Genomic DNA, 12,330 nt, shown 5'->3' with positions numbered 1-12,330 from the left:
CGTTAGCGGCCAGTCGCTGGCAGTTTATTTTTTGTTATTGCTCTGCAGTCTACTCACTTGGTGCTTCCAGGGAAGCGGTACAGAGGGCATCTATGTAGCAATTTGTATTATCTGAAGAGTATTTTTTGAGTGGTGTTGCTGAACAACCGCGGCGATTCAATTGGGCGGTGAGCGTTATGATGCGCGCGTCCGACTCGCTGGCAACACTGCCTGAACCCAAAGACCCAGCGATGACGTTGCGCCAAGTGCCCGCACGGCAGATTGCGCTGGTTCGCTACTCGGGGTTCTGGAGTGAGCAGGCCTACACAAGCAAAAAGGCTGAGTTGGACGCCTGGATTGAGAACACAGTTTCCGCGTTGTTGGCGAGCCAATCTTGGCCCGCTATGCCCCGCCCTTTGTTCCGGTTGTTTTGCGACGCAACGAAGTGTTAGTGCCCATTGAGATGCCGTCGAACAACCAGAACTGAAGACCCGACACGCCAGGTGGCTCGAGTTGAGTTCAATCCTTCACTCAGAGCTTACGAGCATGTAGCCCTGCGGCGACAAACAGAGCAGTCAGTGCTGCTAGCATCGGCAACCAGCCGGCGTGTTCCCAGATATACCCCGCGCCGTAGCCAATTACGCTGGAGCCCAGGTAATAAGCACACAGATACAGCGCCGAGGCCTGCGCCCTGGCGCCTTTGGCATGCTGACCGACCTGGCCGCTGGCCACCGCATGGGCGGCGAAGAAACCCAGGGTCAACAGCGCCAGGCCCAGCACCACGGCGCCCAGCCAGGGCGTGGCACTGAGTGCGACACCGAGCAGCATGGTGCCGATACCGCCCTGCAGCACCTGGCGCGCACCGAAATGCGGCACCAGCCGACCGGCCCAGCCGGCACTGAGAATCCCGACCAGGTACACCGTGAACAGTAGGCCGATCAGCGTCGACGACAAACCGAACGGCGCCGCCGCCAGACGAAAGCCGACGTAGTTGAACAGCGCGACGAAACCGCCCATCAACAGAAACGCCAGCAGAAACAGCGCGCGCAGTTGCCGGTTACCCAGGTGTTGGCCAAAATTGCCGAGCAACCCGCGCAGCGACAATGGCTGGGCGTGAAAATGCCGCGACGGCGGCAACAGCCAGATGAACAGGGCCAAGGCCAGCAAGCCCATGCCGGCGATGCCGCCCAGCGCCAGCGGCCAGCCGCCGATATCGCTGAGCAGGCCGGCGAGCAAACGCCCAAGTAGACCGCCCAGCGCCGTACCGCCGATATACAGCCCCATCGCCGCGGGCAGCGCCTCGGGGTCGCACTCCTCGCCGACATAGGCCATCGCCAGCGCCGGCAAGCCGCTCAGGGCCAGACCGAGCAGCGCGCGCAGCAGCAACAGGTAATCCCAGGTCTCAACCAGCGCACAGGCGATGCCCAGTACACAGGCCAGGCCCAGGGCCGCCACCATCACCGGCTTGCGCCCCCAGCTCTCGGCCAGGGCGCCTGATACCAGCAGGCACAGCGCCAGGCTCAGGGTGGTCAGCGACAACGCCAGGCTACTAGCGGCCGCCGATAACGAGAAGCGCTCCGCGAACAAGGGCAATAACGGCTGCACGCAATAGAGCAAGGCGAAGGTAGCGAACCCGGCGCAGAACAGCGCCAGGGTGGCGCGCCGATAAGCGGGGGTGCCGCGCTGGAGGTGTGCACTGACAGCAGAGGAAGACATCAATGACGCTCGCAATAAGGCCCGAACAGGCCGGCACAAAGCCTAGCACGCGCTCTGGCCCGCTGGCTCACGCCGCGGCACACAGGTGTTGTGCGCCTGACGAACAGACCACTCCTGGTTTGGCGGGTCACAAGGCACCCGCACCCCGCCCCTTCCGCCTCACCGGAAAAGCCGTACACCCTTGAGTAACGGCATGCATCGCCCTGGGATTCAAGGACGACCGAGGAAATCCATCTTGCCGATATCCAGGCCGTTGTGGCGCAGGATCGCGTAGGCGGTGGTCAGGTGAAAATAGAAATTCGGCAGGACAAAATGCAACAGGTACTCCTGCCCCGTGAACTGCAGCTCCATACTCGGAAAGTTCAGGGTGATCGACTTGCCTTCGCTGCCCTCGAGCTGCGCCGCCGCAACGCTGCCGATAAATGCCTGGGTCTTGGCGATACGCGCCTGCAATTCGGCAAAGCTGCTTTCGCTGTCTGGATAGCTCGGAATGTCGATACCGGCCAAGCGTGCGGCGCAGCCTTTGACGCTGTCGCTGGCGATCTGCACCTGGCTGATCAAGGGCAGCATATCCGGTGCCAGGCGCGCATTGAGCAGCACGCTCGGTTCGATCTTGCGCTCAGCGGCGTAAGCCTCGGCTTTATGCAGGATGGCCGACAGGTTGCCAAGCATGCGGGGGAACTGCGCAAGCGAGGCGTCATACATGGACAGTGGCATAAGGAAATCTCCATCGCGGCTGAAGGTTGGGCCAACACTCTGCTAGCTTAGCTAGAGAACCCGCAACAAGGCTCGATGCACATGAAACAACAGGAAATAGCCGCTTTTTGCCTGCAACTGCCCGGTGCCCGCGAAGATTTCAAGTGGGGCAACAATCAGGTATTTTCCGTGGCGGGCAACAAGATGTTCGCCATCCTCAACTTTCTCGGCCATGAGCTGGCGTTCAAGGTCGACAGCGATCTGTTCCTCGGTTACGTCGACCGCCCCGGCATCCGCCCGGCGCCCTATCTGGCGCGGGCGCACTGGATCAGCATGAGCTGCGCACAGCCGCCACTTGGCGACGACGAACTGTGGCAATTGCTGACCCGCTCGCACCAACTGGTGGTACGCAAGCTACCGAAACGTTTGCAGGTAGGCCTGCTCCTCGACCGGTGATCGAGCTAGCGCAGCACGGCACCGAAATAGGCGCCGTCCAGCACCAGCCCATCGAACCAGATCGCCTGGCGTGCCGCGACATCGTCCAGAACAGCAACGGAAAGGCGCCTTGCGGGTTTATCACGAACTATTTGCTGAGCCAGCAAAGCGCTGGGCCAGTCCCCCAGCAACTCGACCAGGTGCAAACTGCTGTCCGGGATGCGGCCGCCATTCAGCGCCTAAGCCTCGTCATGCCCGTATTGCCTGAAGCTGATCAGGCTGGCGACGGCCGGAAAAAGCCAAACCCATTGTTGTCGTCGCAATTGCGCAACAGCCCGCGCTGCGCCATGACGCCAGTCCTCACTGAAAAGAACCTATTCCAGAGGGCTCACACGGCGTAGTGACGGCTGAGAAACGCCAGCAATAGCCGATTCACCTCGGCGGCCTGCTCGTTCTGGATCCAGTGACCGCAATCGCTCAGCAGATGCTGCTCCAGATTGGCAATGCGCTTGGGCATCTGCTTGAGGGTGTAGGCCTCCAGGGTGCCGACCGGGTCCTTGTCGCCGAGCAGGAACAACGCCGGTTGTTCGATGTGCTTGTCGGCCAGTGCCTCGGTACGTTGCCAGTTGCGCTCGAAGTTGCGGTACCAGTTGAGTGCGCCATGGAAACCGCGCCCAGTAAAGGTCTGCAGGTAGTGATTGAAAGCCGCGACATCGCACCAAGGCGGCAACATGCCTGGATCCTGCATGCCATCGAACAACCCGGCACCCGCAGGTTTTTCCTGCAGGAAAAAGTCCTTGGGTACGGCGGCCGAGGTGTTGTGCATCATCATGCGCAGGGTGCGTGGGATATCGGCGTCCATTTCCTGCTCGGCAACACCGGGTTGCTGGAAATGCAGGATGTAGTGAAAGCGCCCGGCATAGTGCTGACGCATCATATCGATCGCGGGCTGGCGGGGTCGCCCGCCAAATGGCACGGCCATGCCAACCACCGCTTTTACCCGCTGCGGCTCCAATAACGCCAGATGCCAAGCTATCGGCGCGCCCCAGTCGTGGCCGACCACGCATGCCTCGCTGTGCCCGAGCAAATCCATGGCTGCCTGGATATCGCCACACACGGTAATCAGGTCATAAGCGGCTGGATCTCGCGGCGCGCTGCTTTGCCCATAGCCTCGCATTTCCGGGATCAGCACTCGATAACCGGCCGCCGTCAATGGACCGATCTGCTGACGCCAGGAGTGCCAGCATTCGGGAAAACCATGCAGCAACCACAGCGGACGGCCAGCGGAAGGCCCTGCAGTGTAGAGGCTAAGCGTGATGCCGTTGACGTCGAGCAGTTGCTGTTGCAGGGAATTCATAAGGCCTCCATGAGCGGGCATCACTATGACAAAGGCGCGCCCATCAGCGCGCCTCTTATCAATTCGCCGAATACAGCCTCCATGCTCAACCCTGGGCGGTACTCCAGTCGATCAGATGCAGCTGCCAGGTCGCCAGAATCAGTAGTCCGAAAGCTATTCGATACCAGGCGAACACCGCATAACTATGGTTACCGATGAACTTGAGCAGCGCGCGCACGGCGATCATGGCAAAGATGAACGAGGTCACGAAGCCGATGGCGAACACCGGCAAATCTGCCGGCAAGAACAGATCGCGGTACTTGTAGCCGGAATACACCGCCGCGCCGACCATGGTTGGCATCGCCAGGAAGAAGGAGAACTCGGTAGCCGCCTTGCGTGACATGCCAAACAGCAGGCCGCCAATAATCGTCGCGCCCGAGCGCGAGGTGCCCGGAATCATCGCCAGGCACTGGGCAAAACCGACTTTCAGCGCATCCTTCCAGGTCATATCGTCGACGCTCTCGGCGTGGATAACATGCACACGCCGCTCGGCCCAGAGCATGACCACGCCCCCCACTATCAGCGCGGCAGCAACGGTAATTGGGTTGAACAGGTATTGGTGAATCAGGTCGGCGAAGCTCACGCCGAGAATCACCGCGGGTAGGACGGCAATTACCAGGTTAGCGGTGAAGCGCTGCGCCGCGGCTTCCCGTGGCAGCCCGACCACTACCTCGATAATTTTGCGCCTGAACTCCCACACTACCGCCAGGATCGCGCCCAACTGGATAATGATATTGAAAGCCATGGCCCGCTCACCGGAAAACTCGATGAGATCGGCGACTATGATTTGATGACCCGTACTGGAAATCGGCAAGAACTCGGTAATACCCTCGACAACACCCAAAATCAACGACTGCATGGCGGTCCAAAGATCCATCAACGCTCCTAAAGCGCGCGGCATCTACCGCACGAACTACATAGATTAGTGAATAACCGACAACACTTGCGCAGCGTTCGGACTCAAGCTCTGCGCCAAGAGTCCAATAACGCAGAAACGGCTGGGAAAACCTCAGGTTTTCGCCGCGCCGGCCGAAATGCTAACAGAGACCCGGGCTCTGTTGCTGTATTAGAGCCAACTGATACGCATCCGAGCGAATCTCAACATTGCCCAACGCCTCAAGCCCATCGACGCCTGGTCAAGAACATCGAGTGGTGCATTCCATAGATAAGGGATGCCCACTGCCTCCTAGAACAAGAACCGAGAGAGCCTTTCTATGAACAGCCTACGCAGCCTGCCCATCAGCCGTCGCTTATGGCTTATTCTCGCCGTCGCCATCGCCATGCTGCTGATCCTCGGTGCGTTGATGCTGCAACAGATTCATCATGATTTGTATGCCGCCAAAGAGGAGAAGACCCAGCACCTGGTACAGAGCGCGGCAGGCATCCTCGCCCATTACCACAGCCTCGAGACAGCCACGACCCTCAGTCGTGAGGAGGCGCAGAGGCAGGCCACGGAGGTGATCCGTGGCCTGCGCTATGACGGCCAGGAGTATTTCTGGATCAATGACCAGACGCCAACCATGATCATGCATCCAACCAATCCCAAACTCGAAGGGCAGAATCTTTCCGCCGTTAAAGACCAGGACGGCAAGGAACTGTTCAATGAAATGGTGCAGATCAGCAAAACCAAGGGCGCTGGCCTGGTGCATTATCGCTGGCCAAAACCAGGTTCGAGCGACCCAATAGCCAAGGTTTCCTACGTCAGCTTGTTCCAGCCCTGGGGCTGGATCATCGGCTCGGGCGTGTACGTCGATGACGTGCAGGCGGAATTTCAGGCACAAGCCTTACGTGCACTCGCTATCGGCACCGCCATTACCCTGCTCATGACCCTGCTGGTAACCCTGATCTCACGCAGTATCGCCCGGCCGCTGCAGGAGGCTGTCGATGCCATGGCCAATATAGCCAGCGGTGAAGGTGATCTTACCCGCTCCATGGATACTAATGGCGATGACGAACTGACTGACCTGGCCAAGCATTTCAATGCCTTTACCGAAAAGTTGCGCCACGTAATCCGCCAGTCGCTCGACTCTGCCGGCGCACTTGATCAAGCCGCACGCTCGCTCGGCGGAATTGCCCGTGAGGCTCAGCAGCACGGTCAGCAGCAATCACAGCAGATGGAACTCGTGGCCACGGCGATCAACCAGGTAACCTATGGTGTACAGGACGTGGCGAAAAATGCCGAACATGCATCGAGTGAAGTACATGCCGCCGAAGCCCAGGCGACCCAGGGTCAACAGAACATCGATGCCAGCTTGCGCCAGGTCAGCCAACTGTCCGGCACTATTGATCAGGCAGTGGAGGTGATTCAAAAGCTGGCGCAAGAAAGCACGCAGATAGGCAGTGTTTTGGAAGTGATCCGCTCGATTGCCGAACAGACCAACCTGCTCGCCCTCAATGCGGCGATCGAAGCCGCCCGCGCTGGCGAGCAAGGCCGCGGATTTGCCGTCGTCGCCGATGAAGTGCGCTTGCTGGCTCAACGCACCCAGCAATCTACCGCTGAAATTCAGGGTATGATCGAGCGCTTGCAAGGCAACTCCGAAGCAGCAGTGAAGGTCATCAATGAAAGCAGCCGCGCGTCACAACTAACGGTCGAGCAAGCCAGCCTGGCCGGGGAGAGCCTGGAGCAAATAGCCCAATCGCTGCGCAACCTCACCGGTTTGAACGCCTCGATTGCCAGTGCCACACTACAGCAGTCGCAGGTGGTTGAAGATATCAACCAGAATGTCACCCAGGCAGCCGGTTTAGCGCACAGCAACGCCCTGGCAGCTGAACAATCCAGCGAATCCAGCCAGCGCCTGGGCCAACTGGCTGAGCAGCTCAATCAATTACTGGGCCAGTTTCGCGTATGAGGAATGAATGAGCGACATGGAACATCAGGAAGTCGACCTCAACCGATCACAGAATCAGGATTTGATCTGGGATCTGGACTCTATGGCCCGCCGCGAGTTGGCTGAGCGCTTCATCAAGCTGTTTGAAAACCGCTTGTGCGTCTATTCAGAATCCGTGCGCCAGCTCTACACCAATTACAACCTGCACTTCCCTCACGACCAGGGACGCAAAATGGTGGTACTGCCCAACCCCTATGCGTTCCATGACACCCTGCACGGCATCGAAGCACACGCAGTACGCAAAACCGGCCTCTGCGTATTGCCGGGCGTGGTGCTGGGGAAGCCGGGCCTGCTGTTAACCACACAGATAAAAGACGGTGGGCCCGCACCGAAAACCATGCCGTTCAAACGGGCACTGGCACAGATCATCAGCAATCAGAAGAAAGCCGGTGACGTCTTCCTCCCAGTCATGATGAAGGGTGATTTGCGCGAATTCGATCAGCAGATGCCATATATCCACCTGCACCGCTTGCAAGTAACCCGCCTCAGCCGGCTGTCTTCGTTCGAGCGCGACGATATTCAGCAGACCATCACCCGCAAGTTGCTGATGCTCTATCGCCAGGCGGACAGCCTGGCGTGTTAGCGTCAGGTCCGCTCTTGCAGCGATAAATGTCGGCTTATCCAGCCACAACCACCAGTGACAAACGCCAGGTGACTCGAATGACGATCCAGTGCCTCAGGCTTGAGGTCAGCCTGGACAACGCGGTCAGGGCATTCCCTACGACTGTATGCAACTGCTCTAGTCGCGTGGTCATGCTTCAGAGACGGAGTGAACTCATGCGACCAGCACGCTAGCCCAGGCCAACAACAAGCTGAGGGAGACAACCACGGTTAGCGGCATGCGCAGGCTTGAATACCAGCGTGGAGCCAGCCCTAACTTGACCGCATGCACATCCGCAAAATGGAGCCCTACGTATGCGACCAAAAGTGTCGGCAGGGCCAACCCCATCGGCATCCCTGCAGAAATAGCCAACCAGCCGAGTAATGGCGGAATCACCGACAGGCCTAACTGGATCTGCGCTTGCTCATCGCTCGCCTCGGCCCGCATCGCCAGGCCCCAATGAATCGCCCCCATAAAAGCCAAGATCAAGGCGGCAAAGTCCAGTAACGCCTCTAGCACGAATGGCCGCCAACCCAATGGAATCACCCAGATTCCCAGCGCTCCACTGATAAAGGGTAGTAACCCGGCATAACCGAGCAAAATTGCCAACCGCGGCGGCTTTTCGGCCTCAAAGGGGTGCATTGCCTACTCCTGATTTTCAGTTTAATGCCACTACAGCCTGCAACTTCTCCACGTATTGAGCAAAGACCATCTATTGGCAATGGAACAGCCCAGGCTTTCCCAGTAATACATGTCGATGGACAAAACAGGCTCTCGCGATTTTTATTCAGTGCGCAATCACCAGAAGGCAGGCGCTCATTGAATCGCGGAGCTTGCTCGACAGCATCAACCGCGCTCAGCTGAGAAAAATCAGTGAAGGCAGCTTGCCAGCAGTCATCCAGCTTGGCATAAAGTCAGAACATAAGAATGCAACAAGGAAGTGTGTGATGCGTATGCTCCGCGCGATTGTCTTAGGATTCCTGATTCTTTTGCTGTGCGCTCTGGCCTTAGGGTTGTACTTCACTGCCTATCCCAACCTGCCCAGCTACCAGAAACCGGACAAGCTCCACTACCTCGAACAGTGGAGCGACGAGCAGCGCCAGACGTATTACTACACGCCTCAGGGCACTCAAGTTAAAGGCCTGCGTTACGACTGGTTCAGCGCCCTTGAGTTGCCCCTGAGTACAGACAAGTTTGCTGCACCAGAATACCTGGCGCGCTTTGGTTTTCTGGTCGATCCGGAACAGAAGCCGACAACACAAAACCCGGCCAATCTGCCGGTCGGCTTTGCCCGTCACGAAGACCGTGAGACGTCCACGCATTATCTGGATATAAGCTGCGCGGCCTGTCACACCGGCGAATTGCGCTACCGGGGACAGGCCGTACGGATTGATGGAAGCGCAGCGCTGCACTCATTGGCCTCTACCGTGCCGACGCTGAGAGGCGGCAGCTTTGGCCAGTCACTCGGCATGAGCATGGCCTTTACTTACTATAATCCCTTGAAATTCAGACGTTTTGCCAAGACCGTACTCGGTGAACACTACTCGCAAGGCCGTGACCAACTGCGCCAGGACTTCAAGGTCGTACTTGATCGCCTGCTCGGTACGGCATTCAACGACTGGCATCGCGGGCTCTACCCGACCGAAGAAGGATTTGGCCGTACCGATGCCTTTGGCCGCATCGCCAACAGCGTCTTCGGTGATGCTATCGACGCCAGTAATTACAGGGTCGCTAACGCTCCCGTCAGCTACCCACAAGTCTGGGATATCTGGAAATTCGACTGGGTGCAGTGGAACGGCTCAGCCATGCAGCCGATGGCGCGCAATGTCGGCGAAGCTCTAGGCGTAGGTGCTACATTGCGGCTACTGCACGCTGACGGAGCTCCTGTGCCAGAAGCCGAGCGATACTCATCAAGCGTACGCCTGCGCGACCTGTATGTTCTGGAGGAAGCCCTCAAGCATCTGAAGCCACCCGCTTGGCCCGAGGATATTTTCGGCAAGATCGACCTGCCGCTGGCCAGTCAGGGTCGTGCACTGTTCGCCGAGAACTGCGCCTACTGTCACGCCCCCGATCCCAAGCCGCGTACCGAGCGCCTGGCACCGGCACGTGACCCCGAATGGCACATGCGCATCGTGCCAACCGGCATCATCGGCTCGGATCCAACCGCCGCCGACAATATCGCCGATCACCGCTTCGATATGAGCAAACTTGGCTGGACTAAAGCCGAACTCGACAAGCTGGATGTCCGCCTCTTCGGCACGAGCCTGGATGACGTTGATATGCACAGCATCTCCAGCGCCAAGGGCCTTGCCTACCTAACCGCCTACGTTGAAAACCGCGCCTACCAGAACGCAGATATCCAACCTCGTGAACGCTGGCGCATGAATGGTTACGGCCTGCCTATAGGCGTGCAGGAGAAACGCGGCTACAAGGCTCGGCCACTGCACGGCATATGGGCCACCCCACCGTTCTTGCACAATGGTTCAGTGCCTACTTTGTTCCAACTGCTATCACCACTTTCAGAGCGTCAAGCTCAATTCTGGGTCGGCAGCTTCGAGTACAACCCGATGCATGTCGGCTTCGACAGCGGCAAATTCCCCGGTGGCTTTCTATTCGATACCAGCATCCGCGGTAACAGCAACCGCGGCCATGAGTTTAGAGCAGGTTGTCGCCAGGGCGGTGTGATCGGTCGTGCGCTGCAACCCGAAGAGCGCTGGGCTCTGCTCGAATACCTCAAGGTGCTGGGCACCTCAGAGCTCGAAGCCCAACTCCAACCGGTCAAGGAAAAACCCTGGAATCCAGGGCCCAAGTGCCAGGATTGACCCAAGAAAACACCATAAACGGCAGAGTCGGTAGCTGCCAACAGGGATAACAATAACCAACAAGGAATAGTGCCATGCTCAATCGACTCTGGCTCTGGTTTGGCCGCTGGCTCGGTAAGCTCTTACTGCTGCTACTGGTCATAGGCCTCAGCGCCTGGGGCATAGGTAGCGCGTACTACAGCTGGAAATTTACCGGCCCAGTTTCCAGCGAGGAACAAGTCCCGCCAGGTGAAGCTGCACTCACCCAAGGCATCATCGAAGATGCTATCCGGGTAGTCGAACAACACCGAAACAACACTCGTGTCTTGCGCGATGCTCATGCCAAAGCCCACGGCTGCGTAAAGGCGCAAGTAACGGTGCTCACCGACCTCGACAACGGTCTTCGCCATGGCGTATTCAGCGAGAGGGGCAAAACCTGGCAAGCCTGGATGCGCTTCTCCAACGGTAACGCCTACCCGCAATTCGATCGTGCTCGCGATGCCCGTGGCATGGCCCTAAAACTGCTCGAGGTACCAGGTGAAAAGCTCTTGAGCGACGCCGCCCACGCAACCGAACAAGACTTCGTCATGTTCAATCACCCTGCATTCTTCGTCCGCGATGTGGCCGAATACAGGGACAACTTTGCTGCCCAGGCCGAGGGCAAACAAGCGCTGGCATTCTTGCCGGGCTGGGATCCACGTAACTGGGAAATTCGTCACCTGCTCATTGCCCTGAAAACCTTGGCTCCCGCTCCGCCCAGCCCGGTTGCGACCACCTACAATTCCATCGCCCCATTCAAGCTCGGCCCGCACAACATCAAGTATCGAGTCACCCCTGCACCGGAAAACTGCCCGGACTATGTGGTGCCCACGCCGAACAAAGATCTGCCCAATTTCTTGCGTAGTGCGCTCTACCAACAGCTCTCGCTTGACCGTACTCCTGCCTGTTTCGTCCTGCAGATTCAGCGGCAGAACCCCGCGTACTATATGCCGATCGAAGATCCTAGCGTGGAGTGGGACGAGTCGATCGCACCATTCGAGACAGTCGCCAAGATCGAAGTCCCGGCTCAAGACTTCGACAGCAGTGTGCAAAATCTATTTTGCGACAACCTGGCATTCAACCCCTGGCACTCGCTACCGGAGCACCGCCCCATCGGCGGAATCAACCGTTTGAGGAAGGCAGTCTATACAGCCGTCAGCGTTTATCGGCAGGAGAGAAACCGGCACAGCGATACAAAGTAGAAGCAAGCGAGGTACTGGCTCAACGCCATAGGTGCGGCGGCCTGGGGGACCTGTACGACGAGTACGGGACGGCACAGCTACGCTGGTCAACCAGAACTGGTAATATCTCCCTTTATCGGAGCGGTGCTTGCAACCGCGTATTTTTGAGAGACAACCCGTGGAATTGTTCAAAGAGTTTATTTTCGAAGCTGCCCATCGACTTCCCCATGTGCCAGAGGGACATAAGTGTGGGCGCTTGCACGGCCATTCCTTCCGCGTTGCCGTCTATATCGAAGGCGAGATCGATCCCTACACCGGCTGGATTCGGGATTTTTCTGAGATCAAAGCGATCTTCAAGCCACTCTACGAGCAACTCGACCATAACTATCTCAACGAAATCCCAGGCTTGGAAAATCCCACCAGCGAAATCATCGCCAAATGGATCTGGCAACAACTCAAACCTCTTCTTCCCGAGCTGTCCCGTATCCGTATCCACGAAACCTGCACCAGTGGCTGCGAATATCGCGGTGACTGATTAAGCCGCAACTACCCAAAAGCCACCTGCAGGTGGCTTTTTAATGTTCTCCATAAATTTTCT

Annotated in this window: 13 protein-coding genes; 7 read left to right on the top strand and 6 right to left on the bottom strand. The window is 58.1% G+C overall.

Features of this window, described 5'->3' with window-relative positions; translation table 11 throughout:
* Positions 1 to 125: 125 nt before the first annotated feature.
* Complete coding sequence (locus tag PH586_RS23775) at positions 126 to 431, top strand: heme-binding protein (RefSeq protein WP_408637034.1); 306 nt, start codon at positions 126 to 128, stop codon at positions 429 to 431.
* Positions 432 to 510: 79 nt separating this feature from the next.
* Here the strand turns inward: PH586_RS23775 and PH586_RS22145 are convergent, their stop codons facing one another.
* Both PH586_RS22145 and PH586_RS22140 read right to left on the bottom strand, forming a co-directional pair.
* On the bottom strand, positions 511 to 1,695 hold the full coding sequence (locus PH586_RS22145) for an MFS transporter (protein WP_271349977.1): 1,185 nt from the start codon (positions 1,693 to 1,695) through the stop codon (positions 511 to 513).
* Positions 1,696 to 1,905: 210 nt separating this feature from the next.
* A complete protein-coding gene (locus PH586_RS22140) occupies positions 1,906 to 2,412 on the bottom strand; it encodes a DUF1993 domain-containing protein (protein ID WP_271349976.1) in 507 nt (168 codons plus the stop codon).
* 81 nt (positions 2,413 to 2,493) lie between these two features.
* Between PH586_RS22140 and PH586_RS22135 the strand changes: the two genes are divergently transcribed.
* Positions 2,494 to 2,847 carry an MmcQ/YjbR family DNA-binding protein gene (locus PH586_RS22135; protein ID WP_271350026.1) on the top strand — a complete coding sequence of 118 codons (354 nt, stop codon included), beginning with the start codon at positions 2,494 to 2,496 and terminating at the stop codon, positions 2,845 to 2,847.
* 5 nt (positions 2,848 to 2,852) lie between these two features.
* Here the strand turns inward: PH586_RS22135 and PH586_RS22130 are convergent, their stop codons facing one another.
* The 3 genes from PH586_RS22130 to PH586_RS22120 form a co-directional block, all read right to left on the bottom strand.
* On the bottom strand, positions 2,853 to 3,047 hold the full coding sequence (locus PH586_RS22130) for a hypothetical protein (RefSeq protein WP_271350025.1): 195 nt from the start codon (positions 3,045 to 3,047) through the stop codon (positions 2,853 to 2,855).
* A 167-nt stretch (positions 3,048 to 3,214) separates the two neighbouring features.
* Positions 3,215 to 4,183, bottom strand: coding sequence for an alpha/beta fold hydrolase (locus tag PH586_RS22125; RefSeq protein ID WP_271349975.1), 969 nt, complete (start codon positions 4,181 to 4,183; stop codon positions 3,215 to 3,217).
* 85 nt (positions 4,184 to 4,268) lie between these two features.
* Positions 4,269 to 5,099, bottom strand: coding sequence for an undecaprenyl-diphosphate phosphatase (locus PH586_RS22120; protein ID WP_271349974.1), 831 nt, complete (start codon positions 5,097 to 5,099; stop codon positions 4,269 to 4,271).
* Between the two features lie 337 nt (positions 5,100 to 5,436).
* Between PH586_RS22120 and PH586_RS22115 the strand changes: the two genes are divergently transcribed.
* Both PH586_RS22115 and PH586_RS22110 read left to right on the top strand, forming a co-directional pair.
* Entirely contained in the window at positions 5,437 to 7,071 is a 1,635-nt protein-coding gene (locus PH586_RS22115; RefSeq protein ID WP_271349973.1) for a methyl-accepting chemotaxis protein, read from the top strand.
* 7 nt (positions 7,072 to 7,078) lie between these two features.
* On the top strand, positions 7,079 to 7,693 hold the full coding sequence (locus tag PH586_RS22110) for a hypothetical protein (protein WP_271349972.1): 615 nt from the start codon (positions 7,079 to 7,081) through the stop codon (positions 7,691 to 7,693).
* A 192-nt stretch (positions 7,694 to 7,885) separates the two neighbouring features.
* On the opposite strand, the gene PH586_RS22105 is transcribed toward PH586_RS22110, so the two are convergent.
* Positions 7,886 to 8,353, bottom strand: a complete 468-nt coding sequence (locus PH586_RS22105; RefSeq protein WP_271349971.1) for a DUF3429 domain-containing protein — start codon at positions 8,351 to 8,353, stop codon at positions 7,886 to 7,888.
* Between the two features lie 305 nt (positions 8,354 to 8,658).
* On the opposite strand from PH586_RS22105, the gene PH586_RS22100 reads away from it, so the two are divergent.
* The 3 genes from PH586_RS22100 to queD all read left to right on the top strand — a co-directional run bounded on the left by PH586_RS22100 (position 8,659) and on the right by queD (position 12,267).
* The gene (locus PH586_RS22100; protein WP_271350024.1) at positions 8,659 to 10,533 is read left to right on the top strand and encodes a di-heme-cytochrome C peroxidase; all 1,875 of its coding nucleotides are present in this window, start codon (positions 8,659 to 8,661) and stop codon (positions 10,531 to 10,533) included.
* A gap of 74 nt (positions 10,534 to 10,607) precedes the next feature.
* Entirely contained in the window at positions 10,608 to 11,753 is a 1,146-nt protein-coding gene (locus PH586_RS22095) for a catalase family protein (protein ID WP_271349970.1), read from the top strand.
* 157 nt (positions 11,754 to 11,910) lie between these two features.
* Positions 11,911 to 12,267 (top strand): 6-carboxytetrahydropterin synthase QueD, encoded by a 357-nt coding sequence (gene queD / locus PH586_RS22090; RefSeq protein ID WP_271349969.1) that lies wholly within the window; start codon positions 11,911 to 11,913, stop codon positions 12,265 to 12,267.
* Positions 12,268 to 12,330 lie beyond the last annotated feature (63 nt).

The organism is Pseudomonas aestuarii, assembly GCF_027988105.1.
Classification (GTDB): domain Bacteria; phylum Pseudomonadota; class Gammaproteobacteria; order Pseudomonadales; family Pseudomonadaceae; genus Aquipseudomonas; species Aquipseudomonas aestuarii.
This window is presented reverse-complemented; position numbering and strand designations above follow the sequence as displayed.

Coding starts and splice junctions, on each gene's coding strand:
- PH586_RS22145 (WP_271349977.1), bottom strand. CDS start 1,695: ATGTCTTCCTCTGCTGTCAGTGCACACCTCCAGCGCGGCACCCCCGCT.
- PH586_RS22140 (WP_271349976.1), bottom strand. CDS start 2,412: ATGCCACTGTCCATGTATGACGCCTCGCTTGCGCAGTTCCCCCGCATG.
- PH586_RS22135 (WP_271350026.1), top strand. CDS start 2,494: ATGAAACAACAGGAAATAGCCGCTTTTTGCCTGCAACTGCCCGGTGCC.
- PH586_RS22125 (WP_271349975.1), bottom strand. CDS start 4,183: ATGAATTCCCTGCAACAGCAACTGCTCGACGTCAACGGCATCACGCTT.
- PH586_RS22120 (WP_271349974.1), bottom strand. CDS start 5,099: ATGGATCTTTGGACCGCCATGCAGTCGTTGATTTTGGGTGTTGTCGAG.
- PH586_RS22115 (WP_271349973.1), top strand. CDS start 5,437: ATGAACAGCCTACGCAGCCTGCCCATCAGCCGTCGCTTATGGCTTATT.
- PH586_RS22110 (WP_271349972.1), top strand. CDS start 7,079: ATGAGCGACATGGAACATCAGGAAGTCGACCTCAACCGATCACAGAAT.
- PH586_RS22105 (WP_271349971.1), bottom strand. CDS start 8,353: ATGCACCCCTTTGAGGCCGAAAAGCCGCCGCGGTTGGCAATTTTGCTC.
- PH586_RS22100 (WP_271350024.1), top strand. CDS start 8,659: ATGCGTATGCTCCGCGCGATTGTCTTAGGATTCCTGATTCTTTTGCTG.
- PH586_RS22095 (WP_271349970.1), top strand. CDS start 10,608: ATGCTCAATCGACTCTGGCTCTGGTTTGGCCGCTGGCTCGGTAAGCTC.